Raw genomic sequence first — 26,345 nt, forward strand, 5'->3', positions numbered from 1 at the left:
CGGCTCCCGGGTCAGCGACGGGCATATTCGCGGAAGCCGCGCCCCGTCTTGCGGCCGAGGCACCCCGCGGCGACCAGGTGCTCCAGCAGCGGCGCGGGCGCCAGGCCCGGGTCGCGGAACTCCTGGTGCAGCACCTTCTCGATGGCCAGCGAGACGTCCAGGCCGACCACGTCGAGCAGTTCGAACGGGCCCATCGGGTAGCCGCCGCCCAGCTTCATCGCCGCGTCGATGTCGTCCAGCGAGGCGTAGTGCTCCTCCACCATCTTGATCGCGTTATTGAGGTACGGGAACAGCAGCGCGTTCACGATGAACCCGGCCCGGTCCCCGCAGTCCACCGGGTGCTTGCGGATCCTCGCGCAGACCGCGCGGACCGTGGCGTGCACGTCGTCGGCGGTCAGGACGGTGCGGACCACCTCGACCAGCTTCATCGCGGGCGCCGGGTTGAAGAAGTGCATCCCGATCACGTCCTTGGGGCGCGCGGTCGCCCGCGCGATGGCGACGACCGGCAGCGAGGACGTGGTGGTGGCGAGCACCGCGCCCGGCCGGCAGACCTTGTCCAGCGCGGCGAACAGCTGCCGCTTGACCTCCAGGTCCTCGGCGACGGCCTCGACGGCCAGGTCGACCTCGGCGAACGCGTCCGGCGAACCGGCCGTCGTGATCCGCGCCAGCGTCTCGTCCCGCGCCTCGGCGGTCAGCCGCCCCTTGGCCACCGAGCGCTCCAGCGACTTCGCGATCCGGCCCTTGGCGACGTCGGCCTTCTCCCGGGACCTGGCGGCCAGCACGACCTCGTACCCGGCCTTCGCGAAGACCTCGGCGATCCCGGAGGCCATCGTCCCGGAGCCCGCGACGCCGACGGACGCCACGGCGCGCCCGGCTCCGGAGACCGCGTCCGCCACCGGGGTCAGTGCGTCGGGCACCACCGCCTGGCCGCCGGGGGCGTCGTACGTGTAGAAGCCGCGCCCGGCCTTGCGGCCGGTCAGACCGGCGCTGCTGAGCTGCCCGAGCACGGGGGCCGGGGCGTGCAGCCGGTCGCGGGACTCGGCGTACATGGCCTCCAGGACCGTACGGGCGGTGTCGATGCCGATCAGGTCCAGCAGGGCGAGGGGGCCCATCGGCAACCCGCAGCCCAGCTTCATCGCGGCGTCAATGTCCTCGCGGGAGGCGTAGTTCGCCTCGTACATCGCGGCGGCCTGGTTGAGGTAGCCGAAGAGCAGCCCGTCCGCGACGAACCCGGGGCGGTCGCCGACCGCGACGGGCTCCTTGCCCAGCTCCCGGGCCAGTGCGGTGACGGCCTCGACGGCCGGCGGCGCGGTCAGCACCGAGGAGACCACCTCGACCAGCTTCATCGCGGGCGCCGGATTGAAGAAGTGGAGGCCGAGGACGCGCTCGGGGCGCTGGGACTCGGCGGCCAGCCGGGTCACCGACAGGGCGTTGGTGCCGGTGGCCAGGATCGTGGTGGGGGAGACGATCGCGTCGAGCTCCCGGAACACCTGCTGCTTGATCTCGTACGTCTCGGGCACCACCTCGACGACCAGCTCGGCCCCGGCGGCGGCGCGCAGATCGTCGGAGGTGCGGAACCGGGCCAGCGCGTCGGTCCGCTCCCGCTCGGTGATGCGGCCGCGGCGCACGGCCCGCGCGGTGGACGCTTCGAGGGAGGCGACGGCCCCGAGGGCGGCGGCCTCGCTGACGTCGATGCCGATGACCTCGCGGCCCGCCAGGGCCAGGACCTCGGCGATGCCGGTGCCCATGGTGCCGAGGCCGACGACGGCGATGGTGGAGAGAGAGGTGTCCATCAGGGGACTCCAGGGTGAGTGACGACTGTGGGAGCACGGAACGCGCGGCGATGAGGGAGCGGCGCGTGGCGTACGGAGGCTGCGTGTCGTGGAGCACGGGGCCGTCGCGCGGGAAGCGCGCCCGGCCGTGGGGTGACGGACCCTGTCCCGGGTTCCGTCGCACGGAAAAGCCGAACCGACAAGCACTCCGGATGGCTGCGTCACCAGGCCACCGGAGCCTGCGGGGAGTGTGCCCCGCTCAGATGAGAGTAACCGGCGAGTAACGAGCGCGCCACCCCTGGATCCTTGTGCCCTGGGCCACAGGAACTCCCCGATGCCGGCCCGCACGGAACGTGTCCGTGGATACGCTGAGCGTCATGGATGAGGAGTTCCGTTCACTCATGGACCGGCTGGAACCCGAGGCGGCCGGGTCGCCGTACTACGCCCGCCTCGTCGCCGCCGAGGACCCCGAGGAGCTGGCCCGGGTCCTCGTGGAACCCCGCCGCCCCCTGTGGGCCCGCGAGATAGCGGCCTTCCGGCTCGGCTGCGCGGGCGACCGGCGGGCCTTCGAGGCGCTGGTGCTGCTGCTCAACCACCGCGACCCCGAACGCTGCGTCTCCGCCGCCCACGCCCTGGCCGTACTGGACGACCCCCGCACGCCCCGGGCCGCCGCCGCGCTCGCCACCAACGCCCTGCGCACCGCCTACGCCCTCCACCCGGTGCGCCTGCTGACCACCCTGCGGGCCCCCGAGTCGGTCCCGGCCCTGGTCGCCACCCTCCAGCGCCTGCTGGCGCCCGGCGATCCGCACTGGCGCGTGGCCCTGGCCTGCGTCGAGGGGCTCGGCAGCCTCGCCGACGAGCAGGCCCGCCCGGTCCTCACGGCGGCCCTGCCGCACCCGCGCCTCGGTACGGCGGCGGCGGAGGCCCTCGGGCGGTTGCCGGGGGCGTGAGCGGGGGACGGGCCCTCGCGCCGGGGCGGGCGTTCCACGGTCACCCCGCCCCGGCGGTCGTCACCGCCCCGGTGGACCGCCCGGCGTTCGCTTGCGCCGGGTGCGCGGGCGGTCCGTGCCGCTCAGCGGCGGAAGCCGAGCAGCCCGTGCAGACGGCTGCCCCTGCTGTTGTCCACCGACTGGGCGGCCGCCTTCTCGGCGGGCAGCGGCTTCGGTTCCGGGAGGGCGGCGCAGACCGCGTCCGCCTCGCCCCGGCCGCGCGGGACCGTGCCGTCGGCGAGGTAGGCCGCCAGGTGCCCGTCCAGGCAGTCGTTGCCGCTCAGCGTGATGCCGTGGTTGCCGCCGCCCTCCTCCACGACGAGGCTGGACCCCGTGAGCTTGCGGTGCATGCTGACCGCGCCGCCGTACGGGGTCGCCGCGTCGTCCGTGGCCTGGAGGATCAGCGCCGGGGGCAGCTGACGGTTGTTCACCGGGGCCGGCCGCAGCGGCGCCACCGGCCAGCTCGCGCACGGCGCGTTGTACCAGGTGTTGTTCCAGGTCATGAACGGCGCCTTCTTGTGGATCCGGCGGCTGTCGTTGCGCCAGGTGCTCCAGTGCTCGGGCCAGCCGGCGTCGCGGCACTGGACGGCCGTGTAGACCGAGTAGCCGTTCTCGCCGCCCGCGTCGACCGCGCCGAAGTTCTCGTACACCTCGACCAGCGCCTCGGTGTCCCGGTTCTTCGCGTACGCGGCGAACGCCTCGGCGAGATAGGGCCAGTAGCCGTTGTAGTACCCGCCGGGGATGAAGGTGTCCTCCAGCTCGCCCGCGCCGACCGTGCCGCCCGCCGGTTTCCGTGCCACGTCCGCCCGCATGCGGTACCAGGCGGCCTCCACCCCGGCCGGGTCGCTGCCCAGGCCGTACGCGGCGTCGTTCTTCGCCACCCAGGCGGCGAACGCCTTGTGCCGGTCGTCGAACGCGTAGTTCTGGCCGAGGTTGCCCTCGTACCAGACGTCGTCCGGGTCGACGACCGAGTCCAGGACCAGGCGGCGCACCCGCTCCGGGTGCAGCTTGGCGTAGACCGCGCCGAGGTAGGTGCCGTAGGAGTAGCCGAAGTAGTTGATCTGCCGGGAGCCGAGCGCCCGGCGGATCACGTCGAGGTCCTCGGCGGCGCTGACCGTGTCCATGTACGGCAGCACGTCGCCGTGCTTCTCGCCGCAGGCCCGCGCGAAGGACTCCGCCCGGTCGCGGTTGATCCGCTCCGAGCGGGCGGAGTCCGGCACCGTGTCGGGGCGCACGGGATCGAAGTGGCCCGGCAGGCAGTTCAGCGCCGGGGTGCTCCTGCCGACCCCGCGCGGGTCAAAACCGATCACGTCGTACTGGGCCGCGACCTTCTTCGGCAGCGAGGACGCCACGAACCCGGCCATCGAGAGACCGCTGCCGCCGGGGCCGCCCGGGTTGACCAGCAGCGGGCCCTGGAAGGTCTTCGCGGTGTGCGGGACGCGGGAGAGGGCGAGCGTGATCTGACGTCCCGAGGGGTGGCGGTGGTCCAGCGGGGCCTTGACCTTCGCGCACTGGAGCGTCGGGTAGCTCTCGGTCGGGCAGTCGGTCCACTTCGGCTTGGACGCGGGCGGCGTGCTCGCCGCGGTGGTGGCGGCGGGCGCGGGCGCGGCGGTCAGCAGACCGGCGACGGTCGCGCCGACGGCGACCAGGATTCCTGCACGTTTCGTCATGGGGCCTCCCGGGGTGACGGGACGCGGCGCCGGATCACCGGTCCCCGCGCCGCATGCTCCCCGAATACCCCCGCGGAAGGGCCGGTTCCGCGCGGAGTCGCCCGTACGGTCACGCCATCGGCCCTGCGGGCGGGCGGCCGGGGTCCGCCGCGCACCTCACAGCAGGGTCAGCTGGGTGGGGCCCGGCTCCGGGGCGGCGGCGGGCGTCCGGCCGATCCGCCGGCCCTCCCCCCGGTGTGCCGGGCCGATCCCGAACTCGTCCGCCAGCTCGTGCACCTGGCGGGTGATCCGGCGCTGGTACCAGGTGGGGGCGTACGCCCCGTCCCCGTACATCCGCTCGTACCGCTCCACCAGGTGCGGGTGGTGCAGGCCGAGCCAGCGCAGATACCACTCGCGGGCGCCGGGGCGCAGATGCAGGACGAGCGGGGTCACCGACACCGCCCCGGCCGCCGCGATCGCGGAGACCGTGGCGCGCAGCTGCTCCGGGCTGTCGCCGAGGAAGGGGACGACGGGCGCCATCAGGACCGAGCAGCCGATCCCGGCCTGGGTCAGCGTGTGGACGGCGTCGAGGCGGCGGCCGGGGGAGGGGGTGCCCGGTTCGACCGTCCGCCACAGCTCCCGGTCGGTGAAGCCGACGGAGACCGAGACGCCCACCTCGGCGACCTCCGCCGCCTGCCGCAGCAGCTCCAGGTCCCGCAGGATCAGCGTGCCCTTGGTCAGGATGGAGAAGGGGTTCGCCCGGTCGCGCAGGGCGCCGATGATGCCCGGCATGAGCCGGTAGCGGCCCTCCGCCCGCTGGTAGCAGTCGACGTTCGTGCCCATCGCGACGTGCTCGCCCCGCCAGTGCCGGGAGGCCAGCTCCCGCTGGAGCAGCTCGGCGGCGTTGACCTTGACGACGATCTGGGAGTCGAAGCCGGTGCCGGTGTCCAGGTCCAGGTAGCTGTGGGTCTTGCGGGCGAAGCAGTACACACAGGCGTGCGTACAGCCCCGGTACGGGTTCACCGTCCATTCGAACGGCATCCGCGAGGCGCCGGGCACCCGGTTCAGGATCGAACGGGCCCGGATCTCGTGGAAGGTGATGCCCCGGAACTCCGGGGTGTCGAACGTGCGCGTGGTCACCGCGTCCGCGGCGAAGAGCGCGCTGTTCCCGGCCGTCGAGTTCTTCTCGACCAGATTGTCCCAGCGCATGGACGCCTCCTCGGTAGCACTCCCCGCAGAATAGAACACTTGTTCCCTTGATCGTGCGCGACGGGCCGTACCGCCCTGCGGCTAGCCTGTGGCCCCGGCAGACCCGCCGTTCCGACCGGGAGGTCCCGACCATGGCAGCCAAGTTCACCGAGCTCGCGATCGACTGTGCGGATCCCGTCGGGCTCGCCCGGTTCTGGTGCTCGGTCCTCGACTACGAGGTGCTGGGCGAGGAGGCGGAGGAGGGCGTCGTCACCATCGGTCCGCCCGCGGCGGGTGGGGGAGCGGACCGCCCCGGGCCCGTGGCGCCGGTGCTGGCCTTCGCCCGGGTGCCCGAGGGCAAGACCGCCAAGAACCGCCTCCACATCGACGTCAGTCCCAGCGACCGGGACCAGGGCGACGAGGTCCGCAGACTGCTCGGCCTGGGGGCCCGCCGCCTCGACGTCGGCCAGGGTGACGCGAGCTGGGTCGTGCTCACCGACCCGGAGGGCAACGAATTCTGCGTCCTGCGGGATCGTCGCCCCTGAACCCCGGCGGCCGGGAGGTCGCGCACGACCGAACTGCGCCCGGGAGGCGTCCACGTGACGGTCCGGCGCGTCCCCGGACGGCTGGTGGCAGCCCTCGCCGCCGCGGCGGGGCGCGGGCTCGCCGCACGGGTCACGTCCCGGTGGCGCGGGTGTGCGGAACCGTTCGCGGCCGGACGTGATTTTGAGCGGCCGTGCCCGAGGTGGTTGGCTCAGCTCACCCACCGAACAACCGAGTGCTGGAGGAACAGCCATGGCGCAGGTCGAGGCCACCACGGAGCGGATCATCGCGGCGGACGCGGAGACGGTGTTCGACGCGCTGGCCGACTACAAGGACGTCCGCGGCAAGGTGCTGACCGGGCACTTCAGCGAGTACGAGGTCCGGGAGGGCGGCGACGGCGAGGGCAGCCTGGTGCACTGGAAGCTCCAGGCGACCAGCAAGCGCGTCCGGGACTGCCTGCTGGAGGTCACCGAGCCGACCGACGGGCAGCTCGTCGAGAAGGACCGCAACTCCTCCATGGTCACGACCTGGACCGTCACCCCGGCCGGTGAGGGGAAGTCCAAGGCCGTCGTGACCACGGTCTGGGACGGCGCGGGCGGCATCGGCGGGTTCTTCGAGCGGACCTTCGCGCCCAAGGGCCTCGGCCGGATCTACGACGAGGTGCTCCAGAACCTCGCCACCGAGGTCGAGAAGTAGGACCGGCCGGCCACGGGTCCGTCCGCCTCCCGCCCCGCACGGAGGCCGGACGGATCCGGCTTCCGTGGGGCGACCGGCCTCACCGGAACGGGTGGTTTTCCGGGGCGGCCGGTGGTGCGCCCGTAGCACCTCTCACCGGCGCATAAGCCTTCCGTGCGCGCCGCGTACGCCCCTCGTCACGTTTGCCCTGCCTTGCCGCGCGATGCGAGAAATGGGCGGCGCAGGTGCGGACGAGGGGAGCGTTACGTGGTGGGTGGTATCACGCTGGTGAAGGACGAGCCGGACGGCCCGGGACCGGACGGCCCGGGACCGGACGGCCCGACGCCGGACGGCACGGCGGCCACGGTCGACCTCCCCGCCGCGCCGCCCCCGCCGCCCCCTCCGGCGGGACCCGGGCCCGGACCGGACGCGGCGGAGATCAGCCCCCGCAAGGTCCGCGCGGTCTTCCTCGGGCTGATGCTCACCCTGCTGCTCGCGGCGCTCGACCAGATGATCGTCGCCACGGCCCTGCCGAAGATCGTCGGTGAGCTGCACGGCCTGGAGAAGATGTCCTGGGCGGTCACCGCCTACCTCCTCGCCTCCACCATCGTCCTGCCGCTCTACGGCAAGCTCGGCGACCTCTTCGGCCGCAAGGGCGTCTTCCAGTTCGCCATCGTGGTGTTCATCATCGGCTCGGCGCTGGCGGGCTGGTCGCGCACCATGGACGAGCTGATCGCCTTCCGCGCCCTCCAGGGCATCGGCGGCGGCGGTCTCATGATCGGCGTCCAGGCGATCATCGCGGACATCGTCCCGCCCCGGGAGCGCGGTCGCTACCTGGGCCTCATCGGCGCCGTCTTCGGGCTCGCCTCGGTCGCCGGCCCGCTCCTGGGCGGGTTCTTCACCGACCATGTCTCCTGGCGCTGGTGCTTCTACATCAACGTCCCCTTCGGCCTGGTCACCCTCGCCGTCATCGCCGTCGTCCTCAAGCTGCCCAAACCCGCCCTCCGGCCCCGGCTCGACGTCCTGGGCGCGGTGCTCCTGGCCGTCGCCTCCGCCTGCCTGGTGCTGGTCACCAGCTGGGGCGGCACCGAGTACGCCTGGGGTTCGCGCACCATCCTGGGGCTCGCGGCCGGCGCGGTCGTCTCGACGGCGCTTTTCGTCGCCGCCGAACACCGGGCCGCAGAACCGATCATTCCGCTGCGACTCTTCCGCGACTCCGTCTTCAACGTCACCGGTCTGGTCGGCGCGGTCGTCGGCGTCGCCCTCTTCGGGGCGGCCAGCTACCTCCCGACCTACCTCCAGATGGTCGACGGGGTCAGCGCCACCGAGTCCGGGCTGCTGATGCTCCCGATGATGATGGGCATCGTCGGCGGGTCCGTCGTCTCCGGCCGGCTCATCACCCGCACCGGCCGCTACCGGATCTACCCGATCGTCGGCAGCGCCGTCTCCGTGGTCGGCATGGGACTGCTGTCCCTGCTGGAGGCGGACACCTCCCCTCTCGCGTACAGCTTCTACCAGGCAGTCCTCGGCACCGGCATCGGACTGGTCATGTCCGTTCTCGTGCTCGCCGTGCAGAACTCCGTACGCCCCTCGGACCTCGGCACCGCGACCAGCGCCAACAACTACTTCCGGCAGATCGGCGGCAGCGTCGGCGCGGCGATCTTCGGCACGCTGTTCGCCGGACGGCTCTCCGACGCGCTCGGCGCACGCCTGCCCGCCGGTGCGGAGCTGCCCGATCCCGAGTCCATCACCCCGCAGATCGTCCACGCGATGGAGCCCGCGCTGCGCGACGCCTACATCCAGGCGTACGTCGACGCGATGCCGCGCATCTTCCTGTACCTGGTGCCGGTGCTCGTGCTCGGCCTGGTCCTCGCCTTCTTCCTCAAGGAGAAACCGCTGGTGTCCCACCACAGCCCCGAAGCCGCAGCCGAGGCCATGACCTCCCCGATCCCCGCCGCCCGCGCCGACTCCGGCCGGCCCGCCTCCGGCTACCTCTCCGGTGTCCCGGTCCACGGGAGCGTCCAGCACCCCGACGGCACGACCGTCCCCCGCGCCGCCCTCACCCTCATCGACGTCCAGGGGCGGCAGATCGGCCGCGGGGCCAGCGGCGAGGACGGGCGGTACGCGCTGAGCGTCCCTGGTGCGGGCTCCTACGTCCTGATCGCCGCCGCGGGCGGGCACCAGCCGCAGGCCGTCAGCGTCACCGTGGGCGAGCGCCCCGTCGAGCTGGACGTGGTGCTCGGCGGCGCCGGGCGGCTCGCCGGATCCGTCCTCACCCCCGACGGCGCGCCCGTACGCGACGCCGCCGTGACCCTGACCGACGTACGGGGCGAGGTCGTCGCCTCCACCCGCACCGGCCACGAGGGCGGTTACGTCATCGGCGAACTGGTCGCCGGCGAGTACACCCTCGCGGCCAGCGCCCCCGCGTTCCGCCCCGCCGCCCTCCCGGTCAGCGTGCAGGCCGCCCGGGAGACCCGCCAGGACATCGAGCTGGCGGGCGGGGCCGTCCTGCGCGGCGTCGTGCGGGCCACCGGCGGACGCCCCGTCGAGGACGCCCGGGTCACCCTGCTCGACGCGGCGGGCAACGTGGTGGACACCCTCACCACCGGACCCGACGGATCGTTCCGGTTCGTCGACCTGTCGTCCGGCGAGTACACCGTGATCGCCGCCGGATACCCGCCGGTCGCCACCGTCCTCCAGGTCGCGGGCGGCGGCCGCACCGAACGCGATCTCCAGCTCGGGCACGAGGACTGACGCGCCGCGGGACCGGGGCCGGCCGGGCGTCAAGGCCGTGCCCGCACCGGCTCCCGCACCTCTCGTGCCGCCTCCCGCGCCTCCCGCAGCGGGTCCTCCCGCACCAGCCGCATCAGCGCCCGGGCCCCCGGGCTCAGATCCCGCGCCGCCGGGAGCACCACCACGCTCTCGTACACCGGCCGACGGGCGCCCGTCAGCTCCACGGCGACCAGCCGGGCCGCCTCCGGCTTCCGGGAGAAGTGGTGCGGCACCACCGCTATCCCCAGCCCCTCCTGCACCAGCTCCAGCAGGCTGTGCACATCGTTGACCTCCAGACCCACCGTCCGGCGCACCCCCGCCGCGGCGAACGCCTCGTCGGCGGCCCGCCGGGGACCCCAGTCCGGATGGAAGTCGATGAACGACGCCCCCGGCAGCTCCTGCACCCCCACCGCCCGCCGCTCCGCGTACGCGTGCCCCGCCGCGCACAGCAGCACCATCGGCTCCCGGGCCAGCGGCACCAGCTCCCCGCGCCACTCCGCCGGGCTGACCGTCGCGGCGAACGCCAGGTCCAGACGCCCGCCCGCCACCCCGTCCAGCAGGCTGCTGGTGCCCTCCTGGCGCAGCCTCAGCTCCAGTTGCGGATGGTCCCGGTGGAACGCCGCCAACAGCCGCGCCGGGCTCACCCCCGCCACGCACTGCTCGACCCCGACCGTCAGCGTCCCGCGCAGCAGCCCCCGTACGGCATCGACCGCGTCCCGCGCCGCCCGCGCGCCCGCCAGGGTGCGCTCCGCCTCCACCAGCAGGGCCCGCCCGGCCTCGGTGAGCCGGACCGTGCGCGTGGTGCGGCTGAACAACGGGGTCCGCAGCTCCTGCTCCAGGGCCCGTACGGAGGCGGAGAGCCCGGACTGCGAGACGGCGAGGCGCTCGGCGGCACGGGTGAAGTGCCGCTCCTCGGCGACGGCGACGAAGTGTTCCAGCTGGCGCAGTTCCATGATTGAGCAATCTAGGCGATGAATCCGAGCGGAATCTCCTGTTGGACTGCTGGATCCATCTGCGGAACCCTGGGCATGTCCCCCCGGCCCTCTCCCCGCGGAGCCTCTCGTATGTACCTCCCGTCCACCGACCGCTACTCCGCCATGCCCTACCGGCGCACCGGCCGCAGCGGTCTGAAGCTGCCCGCGCTCTCCCTCGGCCTCTGGCACAACTTCGGGGGAGACAGGACGCCCGAGACGCAGGGCGCCATCCTGCGCCGCGCCTTCGACCTCGGCATCACCCACTTCGACCTGGCCAACAACTACGGCCCGCCGCCCGGCTCCGCCGAAGAGACCCTGGGCCGCGCCCTGGCCACCGACTTCGCCCGCCTGCGCGACGAGATCGTCATCTCCACCAAGGCCGGCTACCACATGTGGGAGGGGCCGTACGGGGAGTGGGGCTCGCGGAAGTACCTGCGCTCCTCGCTCGACCAGAGCCTCAAGCGCCTCGGCGTCGAGTACGTCGACATCTTCTACTCCCACCGACCCGACCCGGACACCCCGCTCGAAGAGACCATGGGCGCGCTCGACTCCGCCGTACGGCAGGGCAAGGCCCTCTACGTCGGCCTCTCCAACTACTCCGCCGCGCAGACCCGGGAGGCCGCCGCGATCCTGAAGGACCTCGGCACCCCGCTGCTCATCCACCAGCCCCGCTACTCGATGCTCGACCGCCGCATCGAGGACGACGGGCTGCCGGACGTCCTGGACGAGCTGGGCGCCGGGTCCATCGCCTACTCCCCGCTGGAGCAGGGCATTCTGACCGACCGCTACCTCGACGGCATTCCGGCCGGGTCCCGGGCGGCGGGCGCGAGCCCCTTCCTGAGCGCCGACGCCGTCACCCCGCGGCTGGTGGAGCGGCTGCGCGCGCTGGACGCGGTGGCGAAGGAGCGCGGCCAGTCGCTCGCGCAGCTGGCCCTGGCGTGGGTGCTGCGCGGCGGCCGGCTCACCTCCGCCGTCGTCGGCGCGAGCAGCGTCGCCCAGCTGGAGAACAGCGTCGACGCCATCCGGAACCTGGAGTTCACCGAGGACGAGCTGGCCCGGATCGAGGAGCTGCTGGCGGACGCGAGGACGGGCTGACGCCGGTCGCGTCCGGGCAGCGGGTCAGGCGCCGGAGAGCGGGATTGGCGGTGCGGCCGGCAGGACATGGTCGCCCGCCTTGTCCGTGCTCAGGCACAGCGAGCAGACCACGGCGTCATGGGCCGGGCAGGCGGCCAGATCCGGGCGCTCGAAGGTCTGCCGGCAGACGTGGCAGTCGTACGTGACCGCGCTCGGGTTGCCCTCGGCGTCCAGCAGCGGCACCGGGATGCCGTCGTCGCTCCGGCGCAGGTAGTACCGGCCCCGGGTGACGACCGCCATGACCGGGGTGAGGACGAAGGCGATCACCACGGCGGCCACGGGGGAGTACGGCTGGAGCGTGTCCCCGAAGGCGTGGAAGTACATCGCGATGGAGAGCCCGGACGCGGCCGTGAACGCGGTCACGCCGACCGGGTTGACCGCGTAGAGCATGCCCCGGCGGAACTCCGGCGCGTGCGGGGACAGCTTCAGCAGGTACTTGTTGACGCCGATGTCCGTGGCGACGGTGACCACCCAGGCGATGGCGCAGTTGGAGTAGAAGCCCAGGATGCTGTTGAGGAAGCTGAACATGTCGGCCTCCATCAGGATCAGCGCGAAGGCCAGGTTGACCAGGACGAAGATCATGCGGCCGGGGTAGTGCTTGGTGACGCGGGTGAAGGAGTTCGTCCACGCCAGCGAGCCGGAGTAGGCGTTCGTGACGTTGATCTTGATCTGGCTGATCACGACCAGCACCACGGCCAGCGGGACCACCAGCCAGGACGGCATCATCGCGTCGAACGCCCCGCGGAACTGCTGGATCGGCTCGGTCGCCGCGGCCGGTCCCACCTCGGAGAGGACGTAGACGGCGAGGAAGACCCCGATGGCCTGCTTGATCGCCCCGAGCACCACCCAGCCGGGCCCGGCCATGACCATCGCCGTCCACCAACCGCGCCGGTTCGCCTCGGTCTTCGGCGGCATGAAGCGCAGGTAGTCGATCTGCTCACCGATCTGCGCGATGAGCGAGAGGCAGACGCCCGCCCCGAGCAGCACGGAGGCCGTGTTCAGACTGCCCTCGCCGTCGGTGCCCGCGTAGGCGAGGAAGCTGTCGACCGTGCCGGGGTCGGTGGCGACCAGATAGACCAGCGGGCCGACCATCAGCAGCAGCCAGATGGGGGTGGTCCACACCTGGAGCTTGCTGAGCGCCTTCATCCCGTAGATGACCAACGGGATGACCATGAGGGTGGAGACGGCGTAGCCGAGCCACAACGGCAGCCCGAAGCCGAGCTTGAGGCCCTGGGCCATGATCGCGCCTTCGAGGGCGAAGAAGATGACGGTGAAGCTGGCGAAGATGACGCCGGTGAGGACCGATCCGTAGTAGCCGAAGCCGGAGCCCCGGGTGATCAGGTCCAGATCGATGTTGTAGCGGGCCGCGTAGTAGGCGAGCGGGAAGCCCGTGATGAAGATGAGGGCCGCCGCGACGGTGATCGCGACCAGGGCGTTGCCGGTGCCGTGGGCCATGGCGATCCCGGCCCCGATGGAGAAGTCGGCCATGTAGGCGATGCCGCCGAGCGCGGTGGTCGCGACGACCATCGGGGTCCAGCGGCGGTAGGCGCGCGGCGCGAAGCGGAGGGTGTAGTCCTCCAGCGTCTCCCGCACCGCCTGGGGTTCGTCAGGAGCGGCGGGCGGTGCGGGGTCCGGCGGGGACGGTTCGGCGAGTTGCGTGCGGGTATCCATGGCGGGGGACGCTAGGCAGCCGCCGTTTCCCGCGCGTACGGCCGGTGTGAAGGCGGCGTTACGGTATACCAGCGGGACGTCAGGGGGTGCCGGGAGGGCTGCGGTTCGTGCCCGCGCCTCAGGGGGCGATGCCCACCCCGTCGATCCGGCTCCAGGCCCGCTCCTGACCGGCGGTCATGGCGGGCCAGCCGAGCCCGCCCGGCCGGGGCAGCACCCGGGAGGCGTACGGGGAGGGCCGGAACCCCGGATCGTAGAAGCACCCCGTGCCGTACGTCCGGTCGAAGGCGGCGCACGAGGCGGCCAGCGAACGCGCGGTGGGCTTGCGGCCGCTGCGGGCCCAACGGTCAAGTGCTGCAATGGAGTTGGCGTACTCAGCGCTGCTGAGCCCGCTGTGCTCGCGCTCCCGGGTGAAGGACTGCACGAGCCGGTGCTCCCGGCCCGCGCCCCGCAGCGTGGCCCGGTAGGCGGACTCGTGCTCGACGAAGGCCGTGGGGTCGTCGATCGCGTGCAGCGTGAGGACGGGCAGGGACACCCGCCCGGTCAAGTCGCTGTCCCACGAGAGGTCCCGGCGCGCGCCCGGATCCGCCGAGAATCGCTCCACGCCCGCGTTCAGCGCCCGGTCGTCGTGCGAGCCGGTATACCGCACACCCCGGTTGGAGAAGGGGTTACGTCCCTCCAGCCGGGTCGAGACGATGTCGCGGAAGGTGAACGTCGCGAACCGCAGATGCGACTCCAGGGACCGCTCCGGGATCCCGGTGACGGCCAGGATGTCGTCCAGGTTGCGCTGCTGGAGCGCGCTCCGGCCGGCCGGTTCGGCGTCGAACCCCGTGCACTCGCGCAGCCGGGCGCTCAGCCCGGCGGACGTCATCGTGGAGTCCGGGCGCAGCCCCTGCCACAGCGGGTACCGCGGCTCGGTGGGACGCGGGTGGTTGCCGCAGTAGTACTGGTAGACCACGCGCAGGTCCACCCGGTAGTCGTAGCCGCGCGAACCGCCGCCCAGGACGCCGTTGGTCAGCAGCACCCCGTCGTAGGCCCCGGGCTTCGTGCCGTACGTCTCCGCGACCTTGGCGGCGACGTTCCCGCCCCAGGACTGGCCGTGCAGATAGGTACGCCCCGGCTTCCCGAACCGGTCGGTGAAGACCCGGCGCACGCTCTCGGTGTCGGCCGCCGCCATCCGCGTCCCGTAGCCGCCGCGCCGGTAGGAGGAGCCCGCCCAGGCGTACCCCTCCTCCACCATGACGGCCCAGCGCTCCAGGTCCTCGGTCGAGCGGGCCGGGTCCGACGCGTCGCCCAGGTCGGGCCCGCCGTGGGCGTGCACCACCAGGGAGCCGTTCCAGCGGATCGGGACGGCGAGCGCGTAATGCGCCCCGTTCCCGTCCTGGCCCGTGTAACACCGCGCCTTTCCGGCCAGCACCTCCGGGCAGTCGGCGACCGCCGGCGCCCCGGCCGGGGAGGGCTCCGCGGGGACTGCCGGGGCCTCGCCGGCCACGCCGAGGAGCAGGGCCGCGACCGCGGCGGCGAGCGCGGCGGAGCGCAACCTGCGACGGCGGTACAGCGGCAGTACGGGGGCGGGCGCGTGGGGGGAGTTCACGGGGGCGGCTCCTGGCTCTCTGCCCGGCGCGGACGTGCGCCGGGATGCCGGGATGCTAGGAAGCGCCGCACCCGGGGGAGAAGCCCCGCGCGCATTGCGTTCATAGAGTTCGCCCCGGCCGCCCGGTGCGGGCCACCGGCGGAGCAGTGGCGGGAGCGAAGCCGGGAGCGGCCGTGGCCGAGGCCGACGGGACCACTGGAGGGACCTTCGGCGGACTGGACCTCTGACGGGCCGCCCCTCCCTGGCCCGCGCCGCTCACGGCGCGTACGGTGTGGCGGCATGAAGATCCTCATCAGCGCGGACATGGAAGGCGCCACCGGAGTGACCTGGCCGGCCGACGTGCTGCCGGGGACCCCGCAGTGGGAGCGCTGCCGGTCGATGTTCACCTCGGACGTGAACGCGGCGGCACTGGGCTTCTACGAGGGCGGCGCCGACGAGGTCCTGGTCAACGAGGCCCACTGGTCGATGCGCAACCTGCTGCTGGAGCACATGGACGAACGCGTCCAGATGCTCACCGGCAAGCACAAGTCGCTGTCCATGGTCGAGGGCATCCAGCACGGCGACGTGGACGCGGTGGCCTTCGTCGGCTACCACACCGGAGCCGGCGCCGAGGGCGTCCTCGCCCACACCTACCTCGCCAACTCGATCACCGGCGTCTGGCTGAACGGGATCCGCGCGAGCGAGGGGCTGCTCAACGCGCACGTCGCCGCCGAGTACGGCGTGCCCGTCGTCCTCGTCACCGGCGATGACCTGACCTGTGTGGACGCCGAGGGATACGCCCCCGGCGCCCGGAAGGTCGCCGTCAAGGACCACGTCTCCCGCTACGCCGCCGTGTGCCGCACCCCCGCCCGTACCGCCGCCGACATCAGGGCGGCGGCGAAGGCGGCCACCGCGCTCGCGGGGCGTCGGGCCCCCGTCACCGGGAAGACGTTCACCGTCGAGCTGGAGTTCGACGCCGAACATCTGGCGGCGGCCGCGACCGTGGTCCCCGGAGTCGCCCCGAGCGGGGAGAGGCGCGTCGCGTACACCAGCGCGACGATGTACGAAGGAATTCGCACGTTCAAGGCGGTGACGACGATCGTGTCGGCCGCTGTGGAGGAACAGTATGGCTGACGCCCCCGACCTGCTCGGCCCCGTCGACCGGCAGGCTCTCGACGAAGCGGTGACGTTCACCTCCGAACTCATCCGCATCGACACCACCAACCGGGGCGGCGGAGACTGCCGGGAACGGCCGGCCGCCGAATACGTCGCCCAGCGGCTCGCCGACGCCGGAATCGAACCGACGCTGCTGGAGCGGACCCCCGGCCGGACCAACGTGGTCGCCCGGATCCCCGGCACCGACCCGTCGGCCGACGCGCTGCTCGTCCACGGCCACCTCGACGTGGTGCCCGCCGAGCCCGCCGACTGGAGCGTGCACCCCTTCTCCGGCGAGGTGAGCGACGGAGTCGTGTGGGGGAGGGGCGCCGTCGACATGAAGAACATGGACGCGATGGTCCTCTCCGTCGTCCGGAGCTGGGCCCGCGAGGGCTTCCGCCCGGCACGCGACATCGTCATCGCCTACACCGCCGACGAGGAGGACAGCGCCGTCGACGGCTCCGGCTTCCTCGTCGATCAGCACCCCGAGCTGTTCGAGGGCTGCACGGAGGGCATCAGCGAGTCGGGAGCCTTCACCTTCCACGCCGGCGACGGGCTCTCGCTGTACCCGATCGCGGCGGGCGAGCGCGGCACCGGCTGGCTGAAGCTGACCGCCGAGGGCCGGGCCGGCCACGGCTCCAAGGTCAACCGGGAGAACGCGGTGAGCGCCCTGGCCGCCGCCGTCGCCCGGATCGGCGCACACGAGTGGCCCATCCGCCTCACCCCGACCGTCCGTGCGGCGATCACCGAGATCGCCGCCCTGCACGGCATCACCGCCGACCTCGACGATCCGCACGTCGACGTCGCCCAACTCCTCGGCAAGCTCGGCCCCGCCGCGTCCCTGGTCGAGAACACCGTCCGCAACAGCAGCAACCCGACGATGCTGGACGCCGGTTACAAGGTCAACGTCATCCCCGGCCACGCCACCGCCTTCGTCGACGGCCGGATGGTCCCCGGCGGCGACGAGGAGTTCCACGCGACGCTGGACCGGCTCACCGGGCCCTCGGTCTCCTGGGAGTTCCACCACCGTGAGCAGGCCCTGACGGCCCCCGTCGACTCACCGACCTACGCCAAGCTGCGCGCCGCCGTCGAGCGGTTCGACCCGGACGCGCACACCGTCCCGTACTGCATGTCGGGCGGCACCGACGCCAAGCAGTTCTCCCGCCTCGGCATCACCGGCTACGGCTTCACCCCGCTGAAGCTGCCCGTCGGCTTCGACTACCAGCGGCTTTTCCACGGAGTGGACGAGCGCGTCCCCGTCGACGCCCTCCACTTCGGCGTCCGCGTCCTCGACCACTACCTGCGCACCGCCTGACCGCCTGCCGACCCGATCCGCGCCCCGGGGGGACCGACCAACGTGAACACCGTGCCAGCAGCCCCGTACGGAACCTGGCCGTCGCCGGTCGACGCGGCACTCGCCGCCTCGCACGACGGCCGCCCCGACCACCTCGGCACCATCGGGGACGAGGTGTGGTGGACCGAGCCGCGCCCCGCCGAGAACGGCCGGCGCGCCCTGATGCGCCGCCGCGCCGACGGCACCACGGCCCCCGTGCTGCCCGCCCCCTGGAACATCCGCAGCCGGGTGATCGAGTACGGCGGCCAGCCCTGGGCGGGCACCGTGCGCGAGAGGGGCGAACTCCTCGTGGTGTTCGTCCACTTCGCCGACCAGCGGCTGTACGCGTACGCCCCCGACGGGCCCGCGGCGCCGTGGCCGCTCACCCCGGTGTCGGACGTCGGCGGCGGGCTGCGCTGGGCGGACCCGCAGGTGCGCCCGGAGCACGGGGCGGCGGGCGAGGTCTGGTGCGTGCTGGAGGAGTTCACCGGACCCGCGCTCACCGACGTGCGGCGCGTCGTCGCCGCCGTGCCGCTCGACGGTTCGGCGGCCGACGACCGGGCGGCGGTCCGCGAACTCTCCGACGACCGGCACCGGTTCGTCACCGGCCCCAAGGTCTCCCACGACGGCCGACGGGCGGCCTGGATCGCCTGGGACCACCCCCGGATGCCGTGGGACGGCACGGTGGTCATGCTGGCGGAGATCGACGGAACGGGCGGGTTCACCGGCGTACGGCCCCTGGTCGGCGATCTCGACGAATCGGTCTGCCAGGTGGAGTGGGACCGCGACGGCAGCCTGTTGTTCGTCTCCGACCTCGCCGACTGGTGGGAGCTCCAGCGCATCCGCCCCGACGCGGTCGCCGGCGGCGCGGTCCCCAGCAGCCGCCTCCTGCCGCCCCGGGGCGAGGAGTTCGGCGGTCCGCTCTGGAAGATCGGGCTGCGCTGGTTCCATCCGCTGGACAACGGACTGATCGCGGTCCTGCACGGCAGGGGCGGCCTGCGGCTCGGCATCCTCGACCCGGAGACCGGGGAACTCGCCGACGTGCCGGGCCCCTGGACCTCCTGGTCCGACACGCTCGCCGTCCACGGCAGCCGGGTCGTCGGCGTCGCGGCGAGCCCCCGCAGCAGCCCCGAGGTCGTCGAGCTGGACACCGCGACCGGGCACACCCGCGTCATCGGCGCACCCCACCACGACGCGGTCGACCCCGCGTACTACCCGGTGCCCGAGGACCGCACCTTCACCGGCCCCGACGGCCGCGGGATCCACGCCCACATCTACCCGCCGCACAGCCCCGACCGCACCGGGCCCGAGGGCGAGAAGCCCCCGTACGTCGTCTGGGCGCACGGCGGGCCCACCGGCCACGCCCCGCTCGTCCTGGACCTGGAGATCGCCTACTTCACCTCGCGCGGCATCGGTGTGGCCGAGGTCAACTACGGCGGCTCCACCGGCTACGGCCGCGGCTACCGCGAGCTCCTGCGCGGCCAGTGGGGCGTCGTCGACGTCGCCGACTGCGCGGCCGTCGCCTCGGCCCTCGTCGAGGAGGGCGCCGCCGACCCGGACAGGCTCGCCGTCCGGGGCGGCAGCGCGGGTGGCTGGACCACCGCGGCGTCACTGACCGGTACCGACGTCTACGCCTGCGGGACGATCCTCTACCCGATCCTGGATCTCGAGGGGTGGGCCACGGACGAGACCCACGATTTCGAGTCGCGGTACCTGGAGTCCCTCGTCGGACCGTTCGCCGAGGTGCCCGAGCGCTACCGGGAACGCTCGCCGCTCCACCGGGCCGACCGGCTGAGCACCCCCTTCCTGCTCCTCCAGGGCCTGGACGACGTGATCTGCCCGCCCGCACAGTGCGAGCGGTTCCTCGCCGCCCTCGACGGCCGGGGCGTCGCCCACGCCTACATCGCCTTCGAGGGCGAGGGCCACGGCTTCCGGCGCGTGGAGACCATGGTCCGCGCACTGGAGGCCGAACTCTCCCTCTACGCGCAGACATTCGGTATCGACCGCCCCGATGTGCCGTTCCTGGAGCTGACCACGTGACCCGTGCGGACCACGGCCCGGCCGTGCCCCTCGCCCGGCCGCCCCGGCTGCGTCCCGGCTCCCGGGTCGCCGTCGTCGCGCCCAGCGGCCCGGTCCCCGCCGACCGGCTGGAGAAGGGCCTCGCCGTCCTGCGCGCCTGGGGACTCGAACCCGTCGTCGGCGCCCACGTGCTCACCGTGCACCCGGAGCTGGACTATCTCGCCGGGCCGGACACGGGCCGGGCGGCGGACCTCGAGCGGGCGTGGTGCGACCCGTCCGTGGACGCCGTGTTCTGCGCCCGGGGAGGATACGGCGCCCACCGGATGGTCGACCTGGTCGACTGGGCGGCGGTCCGGGCCGCCGGGCCCAAGGCGTTCGTCGGCTACAGCGACATCACGGTCCTGCACGAGGCGTTCGCCCTGCGCGCCGGTTTCGCGACCCTGCACGGGCCGATGGTCGCCACCGAGACGTTCCTCGACGACGCGGCGACCCGCGAGCACCTGCGCGCCACTCTCTTCGCCCCGGAGACCGTCACCACCCTCGGCCTGGAGTCGGCCGGGTCCCTGGTCCCCGGCCGGGCGCGGGGTGTCCTGTACGGCGGCTGCGTCAGCCTGCTCGCCGCCGGCACCGGCGCCCCGGGCGGGCGGGCCCACGCCCGGGGCGGGCTGCTGGTGATCGAGGACACCGGGGAGGAGCCCTACCGGCTGGACGGCATCCTCACCCGGCTCCTGCGGTCCGGCGCCCTCGACTCGGTCGCCGGGGTGGCCTGCGGCTCCTGGCAGGAGTGCGGCCCGTACGAGAAGATCCGCGCCGTGCTCGCCGACCGGCTGGGCCCGCTGGGCATACCCGTGGTCGAGGAGCTGGGCTTTGGCCACGGTGCGACCGCCCTGACGATCCCGCTGGGCGTGCCCGCCGTGCTCGACGCACCGGCGGACGGCGGGCGGTGCACCCTGACCGTCGACACGCCCGCCCTGCGCTGACGCGCTCTCCTCCCGGGCCGCGCCCGGGCGCTCCCGTCCGGCCCGCCCGGAGTCCGGACGGGACTGCCCGTCCCCGGCCCGCCCGGATGTGTGCGTCCGCGCGGGGAACGTGAACATCCGTCAAGAACCGCTGACCGTACGTTGACACGGGCGTGAGCTCTGTCACAGCATGGGCACGGGCCCAATACTTACCGGTCGGTAAGGTGTCCTCGGTGTGGAGGTCTTCGTGTCAGGTGCTGTTTCCAGAGTGCGCGGCCCGCTCGTGGCGGTCGCCGGGGCGGCCCTCGTCGCCCCCCTCTTCCTCGCCGGCCCGGCCCACGCGGAGGCCGGCCCGTACACCGTCACCCCGCTGGAGTTCACCGTCGAGGCCGGCGGCCGCACCTGCACGGTGGACGCCGACCTCTACCGGCCCGCCGGGGCCGACGCGGACAGCCCCGCCCCCGCCGTCCTCGCCACCAACGGCTTCGGCGGCAGCAAGTCCGACGGCTCCACCGACACCATCGGCAAGGCCTTCGCCGAGCGCGGCTACGTCGGACTCGTCTACTCGGGCCTCGGCTTCGGCGGGTCCGGCTGCCTGATCACCCTCGACGACCCCGCCATCGACGGCAGGGCGGCCGGTGAACTCCTCGACTTCCTCGGGGGAGTTCGCGCTGCCGACGACGGCACCGAGGCCGACTTCGTCACCCGGGACGCCGACGGCGACCCCCGGGTCGGCATGATCGGCGGCTCCTACGGCGGAGCGATCCAGCTGGCGACCGCCGCCGTCGACCCCCGCGTCGACGCCCTCGTCCCCCTGATCACCTGGAACGACCTCGCCTACGCGCTCGCGCCCAACAACACCGGGGCGCGCGAGGGCGTCACCTCCGACACTCCCGGCGTCTTCAAGTGGCAGTGGACCAACGGCTTCTATCTGATCGGTGAAGGACAGCCCCTCCTCAACCCGAGCCTGGACCCCTCCCGGATCAACCGGCTGGACTGCCTGCACTTCGCCACCCGCGCCTGCGAGACCGTCCGGCTGCTCAACTCCGGCCGCTACCCCGCCGACAGGACCGAGGAGATGCTCGCGTACGCCCGGAGCGTCTCGCCCGTCTCCTACCTCGACCGCGTCACGGCCCCCACCCTCATCGTCCAGGGCCAGGCCGACAGCCTCTTCAACCTCAACGAGGCCACCGCCACCTACCGGACGCTCAAGGCGCGGGGCACCGAGACCAAGATGATCTGGCAGTCCTGGGGACACAGCGGCGGCCAGGTGCCCGGCGAACTCGACCTGAGCCAGGGCAATCTGGAGACCAGCCACGTCGGACAGCGGGTGCTCGCCTGGTTCGACCGCCACCTCCGGGAGAACACCGGCGCCGACACCGGACCCGCCTTCTCCTACTACCGCGACTGGCAGGACGGCTACGGCTCCGCCGCCGACGTCCCCGCCCTCTCCCGGTCCCTGTACCTCTCCGGCGACGGCAAACTCGTCGACAACCGCTCCAAGGTGGCGCGCGGCAGCCGGAAGTACACCAACTGGCTCGTTCCCACCAGCCACTCCGAGAGCTCCATCGCCCCGCTGATCGGACTGCCCGACCCCGAGCCGTACGACACGAAGGGCACCTACCTCGGCTGGCGCAGCGAGCCCCTCACCGAGCCCCTCGACGTCGTCGGCTCCCCGAGAGCCACCCTGAAGGTCTCCTCGCCGAAGGCGGAACGGGTCCAGAACAGCGGCGACGCCTCCGACAAGCTCGTCCTCTTCGCCAAGGTCTACGACATCGCGCCCGACGGCGGCAGGAAGCTGGTGAACCGGCTCGTCTCCCCGGTCCGGGTCCCCGACGTCACCCGGCCCTTCACGGTCGAGCTCCCCGGCATCGTCCACCGCTACGAGAAGGGGCACCGCCTGGAGTTCGTGATCGCCGCCAGCGACACCGCCTACTTCGGCAACCGGGGCGTCAAACCCGTCACGGTGCTCCACGCGCCCGACGACACCGGCGTCCTGGAACTCCCGGCGGTCCCCACGGGCTGACCCCCGCCCCTCCCGTTCACCCGAACGGCGCAACAGTACCGCCCCCCGCCCCCGGCATCCGCTCATGCTGGGACCCCGGGGGGCGGCCCCGTGCACGACGACGGCGGGCCGGACGGCCGAGGAAACAGCGGAAGGGTCGGACCATGAGCCCCAAGGACGTATCGAGCGGCAGCGGGCGCGCCCAGGGGTGGCTCACTCCGGGACGCGTCGTGGTCGGCGTGCTCGTCGTGCTGGTCATCGTCTTCATCTGCGTGAACACGGAGGACGTCACCATCCGGGTGCTGATCCCCGAGGTGACGATGCCGCTGTGGTCCGCGCTGCTGGCCATGTTCCTCATCGGGCTCGGCTGCGGCGGCTACCTCTTCCGCCGGAAGGGCAGGTGAGGGGCGGCCGGCAGCGGACCCGAAGGGGTTTCCCGGCACGGTGAAACCCCTTGAGGGTTCCGGGCCGTCGAGGCGAGGATGGGCCGTATGCGTACGATCGTGGTCCTCGACGCCCCTTCCAACCTCGGGCTGCGCCCGCCGGCCCCCGGCACCGTCCCGGGCTGCTACAAACTGGCCGGCGCCCTGCGCGAACAGCGGATCGTGCGCCGCCTCGGAGCGCTGGAGGGCGGCGTCGTCGTCCCGCCGCGCTACGACCTGGGCGACTGGCGGGAGGGCGACGGGGTGTTCAACGCCGCCGCCATCGCCCGGTACACCCGCACCCTCGCCGACCGCATCGAAGGCCACGTACGGGCCGGGGAGTTCGCCCTGGTCCTCGGCGGGGACTGCTCCATCCAGCTCGGCGCCGCCCTGGCCCTGCGCCGGATCGGCCGCTACGGACTCGCCGCCGTCGACGGGTCGGCGGACTTCCGGCACCCCGGCAACAGCGACCGGATCGGCGCGGCCGGCGGCGAGGAACTGGCCATCGCCACCGGCCGGGGCCAGGCCGACCTCAGCGACATCGAAGGGCTCGGCCCCTACCTCAGGGACGAGGACGTCCGCCTCTTCGGCATGCGGGACGAGGACGAGGACCGGGCCGAGCTCGCCGCGCTGAAGATCCCCCACGCCACCGTCGGGCAGATCCGCGCGGGGGGCCCGGACACCCTCGGGCGGGCCGCGGTGGAGAGCCTGGAGACCCCCGCGCTCGACGGCTACTGGGTCCACCTGGACGCCGACGTCCTCGACCCGGCCGTCATGCCGGCCGTCGACAGCCCCGACGACGGCGGCCTCCTCCCGCACGAACTCGCCCCGCTGCTGCGCGCGCTCGTCTCCTCCCCGCGCTGCGTCGGGCTGAACGTCACCATCTACGACCCCGATCTCGACCCGGACGGCACGGCGGGCGCCCTGCTCGCCGACCTCGTCGTCGACGCGTTCACGGGCACCGCCCCGGAGGCCTGACCGGCCGGGCCCGGCCGCGCGGAGGCCGCGGCGGATCCCGCGCCCGCGAAAATCCGGCCGACGGGCCTCTGGCCCACGCGGCCACCTGCGTGTTCCATGGTCACCGGGGGCGCCCGGACCTGCGGCGGCCCGCCGCGAGGGAACGAGGGTGCCTTGGCCACGACCGTACGACGTGCCGTACTGAACCTGCCCGCAGCGCCGCTCGGGCCGGAGAACCCGCTCCCGCCCCTGCGGACGCCCGCCGCACCGCCCGTGCCCGACCCCCGGGGCCGGGCGGACCTGCCCCGCGACATGGCCCGCCAACTGGGCCACCGGCCGCTGCGCACGGTCCTGCCCACCCGGCTGCTCGACGGCTACGGGCGCGAGCGCACCCCCACCGACGTCGACGCCGTCGTCATCGAGAACGCCCGGCTCCGCGTCACCGTGCTGCCCGGACTCGGCGGCCGGATCCACTCCCTGCACCACAAACCCACCGGCCGCGAACTGCTCCACCGCAACCCGGTCCTCCAGCCCGCCGCCTTCGCGCTCAACGGGGCCTGGTTCTCCGGCGGCATCGAGTGGAACATCGGCGCCACCGGCCACACCACCCTGTCCTGCGCCCCGCTCCACGCCGCACTCGTGCCCGGCCCCGACGGCTCCACGATGGTCCGGCTCTGGGAATGGGAACGACTGCGCGACCTGCCCTTCCAGGTGGACCTCTGGCTCCCCGACGACTCCGACTTCCTCCACGTCGGCGTGCGGATACGCAACCCGCACGAACAGCCCGCACCGGTCTACTGGTGGTCCAACACCGCCGTCCCGGAGACCCCGGACACCCGTGTGCTGGCCCCGGCGGACGAGGCCTGGCACTTCGGCTACGACCACGCCCTCACCCGGGTCGGCGTCCCGGAGTCGGACGGCCTCGACCACACCTATCCACGGCGCTCGGCCTACCCCGCCGACCACTTCTACGAGCTGCCCGAGGGCGCCCGGCGCTGGATCGCCGCGCTCGACGCGGACGGCCACGGGCTCGCCCAGACCTCCACCGACCTGCTGCGCGGCCGCAAACTCTTCCGCTGGGGGCACGGGAGGGGCGGCCGCCGCTGGCAGGAATGGCTGAACGGGCCCGGGGAGGGCGGCTACGCGGAGATCCAGGCCGGACTGTCCCGCACCCAGCTGGAACACGTCCCGCTGGAGTCGGGCGCCGCGTTCAGCTGGCTGGAGTCCTACGGCCCGCTGTCCGCCGACCCGGCCGTCGTGCACGGCCGGGACTGGGCGGCGGCCACCGGGGAGGCCGCCGCACGGCTGGAGGAGGCGCTCCCGCGCGGCGCGGTGGACGAGGCGTACGCGGCCTGGCTGCCGCACGCCGACGCCGAACCGGGCGAGACGCTCGCCACCGGCTCCGGCTGGGGAGCCCTGGAGGTGCTGCGCGGCGGCCACCGACTGCCCGGCACCCCGTTCCCCACCGCCACCCTCGGTGAACAGCAGGAACCCTGGCGGGAGTTGCTGGAGCACGGCACGCTGCCGAAGCCGGCCGGTCCACCCGGCCCCACCCAGGTCTCGCCGCCCTGGCGGGACATGCTGGAGACCGCCGACGCCGACCCGCACACCGAATACCACCTCGGCATCGCCCAGTGGCACGCCGACGACCGGGCGCAGGCCGTCCGCAGCTGGGAACGCGGCCTGGAGAGCGGTCCCGCGCCACGCTGGCCCCTGCTGCGCTGCCTCGCCGTCGCCGCCGAGGAGGGCGACAGGCCGGACCACGCCGCCGAGCTGTACGCCGAGGCCTTCGCGGACCTCGACGCCCCCGGTACGACGGACCTCACCGCGTCGGCGGAGGGCAGCGCCCTCCTCGCCGCCCTGGCCCGCGAGACCGTCGAGGCGCACCTGTCCGCCGGCCGGCCCGGGGCGGCCCGGGCGCTGCTCGCCGGACTGCCGGAGGCGATCCGCGAGCTCGGACGCTTCCGGCTGCTCCTGGCCCGGACCCTGGCCGCCGAGGGCGACACCGGGGCGGCCCGGGCGATCTTCGACGCCGGATTCGAGGTCGCCGACCTGCGCGAGGGCGCCGGCATCCTCGGCGAGCTGTGGGCGTCCGTCAGCGACGAGCCGCTGCCCGCCGCCTACGACTTCGGCATGAGCCCACCGCAGGCGTAGCGGTCGAGGCCCTCCCGGGCGGCCGGTCAGACGGTGACGTTGCGGTCCACGTACTCGAAGACCGAGCCGTCCGGGTGCAGGGCGATGAGGTTACGGCCCGCCGGGGTCGGCACCGGCCCCGCGATGACCCGCGCGCCCGCCCGGGTCAGCGCCTCGTTCGCCTCGTCGACGTCCTTGACGGCGATGGTCGCCCCCACCTTGCGCAGCACCTCCAGCTCCGACTCGGGCCCGCTCATCAGCAGGAAGCAGCCGATCGCGGCCACCGACACCCCACCGCGCTCGAAGCGCAGGGCCGACGTGCCGGTCAGCCCCTCGTAGAAGGCCACCGCGGCCTCCAGGTCGTCGACGCAGATACGCAGCGTGGTTCCGAGGATCTCCATGCGTACGAGGGTAGTTGGCGGCGG

At 73.4% G+C, this 26,345-nt stretch carries 20 protein-coding genes; 13 read left to right on the plus strand and 7 right to left on the minus strand.

The genetic code is table 11. The features are described 5' to 3' along the window. Positions 1-11: 11 nt before the first annotated feature. Entirely contained in the window at positions 12-1,793 is a 1,782-nt protein-coding gene (locus tag DTB53_RS11790; RefSeq protein WP_012378348.1) for a 3-hydroxyacyl-CoA dehydrogenase family protein, read from the minus strand. A gap of 356 nt (positions 1,794-2,149) precedes the next feature. Between DTB53_RS11790 and DTB53_RS11795 the strand changes: the two genes are divergently transcribed. Further along, complete coding sequence (locus DTB53_RS11795) at positions 2,150-2,722, plus strand: adenylosuccinate lyase (protein WP_012378347.1); 573 nt, start codon at positions 2,150-2,152, stop codon at positions 2,720-2,722. A 122-nt stretch (positions 2,723-2,844) separates the two neighbouring features. On the opposite strand, the gene DTB53_RS11800 is transcribed toward DTB53_RS11795, so the two are convergent. Continuing rightward, entirely contained in the window at positions 2,845-4,431 is a 1,587-nt protein-coding gene (locus DTB53_RS11800) for an alpha/beta hydrolase (RefSeq protein ID WP_012378346.1), read from the minus strand. Between the two features lie 156 nt (positions 4,432-4,587). Next, positions 4,588-5,619, minus strand: coding sequence for an Rv2578c family radical SAM protein (locus DTB53_RS11805; protein WP_003965064.1), 1,032 nt, complete (start codon positions 5,617-5,619; stop codon positions 4,588-4,590). A 131-nt stretch (positions 5,620-5,750) separates the two neighbouring features. Here DTB53_RS11805 and DTB53_RS11810 point away from each other — a divergent pair, with 131 nt between their 5' ends. From DTB53_RS11810 to DTB53_RS11820, 3 genes are all read left to right on the plus strand, one after another. Next, positions 5,751-6,143 carry a VOC family protein gene (locus tag DTB53_RS11810; protein ID WP_012378345.1) on the plus strand — a complete coding sequence of 131 codons (393 nt, stop codon included), beginning with the start codon at positions 5,751-5,753 and terminating at the stop codon, positions 6,141-6,143. 250 nt (positions 6,144-6,393) lie between these two features. Beyond that, entirely contained in the window at positions 6,394-6,837 is a 444-nt protein-coding gene (locus DTB53_RS11815; protein WP_003965062.1) for an SRPBCC family protein, read from the plus strand. A gap of 246 nt (positions 6,838-7,083) precedes the next feature. After that, a complete protein-coding gene (locus tag DTB53_RS11820) occupies positions 7,084-9,570 on the plus strand; it encodes an MFS transporter (RefSeq protein WP_042495716.1) in 2,487 nt (828 codons plus the stop codon). A gap of 29 nt (positions 9,571-9,599) precedes the next feature. Here DTB53_RS11820 and DTB53_RS11825 read toward each other — a convergent pair whose 3' ends face one another. Continuing rightward, a complete protein-coding gene (locus DTB53_RS11825) occupies positions 9,600-10,541 on the minus strand; it encodes a LysR family transcriptional regulator (RefSeq protein WP_012378343.1) in 942 nt (313 codons plus the stop codon). Between the two features lie 111 nt (positions 10,542-10,652). On the opposite strand from DTB53_RS11825, the gene DTB53_RS11830 reads away from it, so the two are divergent. Continuing rightward, a complete protein-coding gene (locus DTB53_RS11830; protein ID WP_042495713.1) occupies positions 10,653-11,657 on the plus strand; it encodes an aldo/keto reductase in 1,005 nt (334 codons plus the stop codon). Positions 11,658-11,681: 24 nt separating this feature from the next. Here DTB53_RS11830 and DTB53_RS11835 read toward each other — a convergent pair whose 3' ends face one another. Both DTB53_RS11835 and DTB53_RS11840 read right to left on the minus strand, forming a co-directional pair. Then, positions 11,682-13,367, minus strand: coding sequence for a purine-cytosine permease family protein (locus DTB53_RS11835; protein WP_012378341.1), 1,686 nt, complete (start codon positions 13,365-13,367; stop codon positions 11,682-11,684). A gap of 118 nt (positions 13,368-13,485) precedes the next feature. Continuing rightward, positions 13,486-14,958: an alpha/beta hydrolase gene (locus tag DTB53_RS11840; protein ID WP_012378340.1), complete on the minus strand. Its 1,473-nt coding sequence runs from the start codon at positions 14,956-14,958 to the stop codon at positions 13,486-13,488. 279 nt (positions 14,959-15,237) lie between these two features. On the opposite strand from DTB53_RS11840, the gene DTB53_RS11845 reads away from it, so the two are divergent. The 8 genes from DTB53_RS11845 to DTB53_RS11880 all read left to right on the plus strand — a co-directional run bounded on the left by DTB53_RS11845 (position 15,238) and on the right by DTB53_RS11880 (position 25,941). After that, the gene (locus DTB53_RS11845) at positions 15,238-16,071 is read left to right on the plus strand and encodes a M55 family metallopeptidase (protein WP_012378339.1); all 834 of its coding nucleotides are present in this window, start codon (positions 15,238-15,240) and stop codon (positions 16,069-16,071) included. Next, positions 16,064-17,407 carry a M20/M25/M40 family metallo-hydrolase gene (locus DTB53_RS11850; RefSeq protein WP_012378338.1) on the plus strand — a complete coding sequence of 448 codons (1,344 nt, stop codon included), beginning with the start codon at positions 16,064-16,066 and terminating at the stop codon, positions 17,405-17,407. Before DTB53_RS11845 ends, DTB53_RS11850 begins: the two co-directional genes overlap by 8 nt. A 42-nt stretch (positions 17,408-17,449) precedes the next feature. Further along, complete coding sequence (locus DTB53_RS11855; RefSeq protein ID WP_012378337.1) at positions 17,450-19,465, plus strand: S9 family peptidase; 2,016 nt, start codon at positions 17,450-17,452, stop codon at positions 19,463-19,465. Beyond that, a complete protein-coding gene (locus DTB53_RS11860) occupies positions 19,462-20,424 on the plus strand; it encodes a S66 peptidase family protein (protein ID WP_012378336.1) in 963 nt (320 codons plus the stop codon). Before DTB53_RS11855 ends, DTB53_RS11860 begins: the two co-directional genes overlap by 4 nt. 247 nt (positions 20,425-20,671) lie before the next feature. Next, complete coding sequence (locus tag DTB53_RS11865) at positions 20,672-22,429, plus strand: CocE/NonD family hydrolase (RefSeq protein ID WP_042495701.1); 1,758 nt, start codon at positions 20,672-20,674, stop codon at positions 22,427-22,429. Between the two features lie 143 nt (positions 22,430-22,572). After that, on the plus strand, positions 22,573-22,812 hold the full coding sequence (locus DTB53_RS11870) for a LapA family protein (RefSeq protein WP_003965049.1): 240 nt from the start codon (positions 22,573-22,575) through the stop codon (positions 22,810-22,812). 87 nt (positions 22,813-22,899) lie between these two features. Further along, the gene (locus tag DTB53_RS11875; RefSeq protein WP_042495699.1) at positions 22,900-23,808 is read left to right on the plus strand and encodes an arginase family protein; all 909 of its coding nucleotides are present in this window, start codon (positions 22,900-22,902) and stop codon (positions 23,806-23,808) included. A 153-nt stretch (positions 23,809-23,961) separates the two neighbouring features. After that, positions 23,962-25,941, plus strand: a complete 1,980-nt coding sequence (locus DTB53_RS11880; protein ID WP_042495696.1) for a DUF5107 domain-containing protein — start codon at positions 23,962-23,964, stop codon at positions 25,939-25,941. 26 nt (positions 25,942-25,967) lie between these two features. Here DTB53_RS11880 and DTB53_RS11885 read toward each other — a convergent pair whose 3' ends face one another. Next, the gene (locus tag DTB53_RS11885; protein ID WP_003965046.1) at positions 25,968-26,321 is read right to left on the minus strand and encodes a VOC family protein; all 354 of its coding nucleotides are present in this window, start codon (positions 26,319-26,321) and stop codon (positions 25,968-25,970) included. Between the last annotated feature and the right edge of the window lie 24 nt (positions 26,322-26,345).

The organism is Streptomyces griseus (assembly GCF_900460065.1).
Classification (GTDB): Bacteria; Actinomycetota; Actinomycetes; order Streptomycetales; family Streptomycetaceae; genus Streptomyces; species Streptomyces griseus.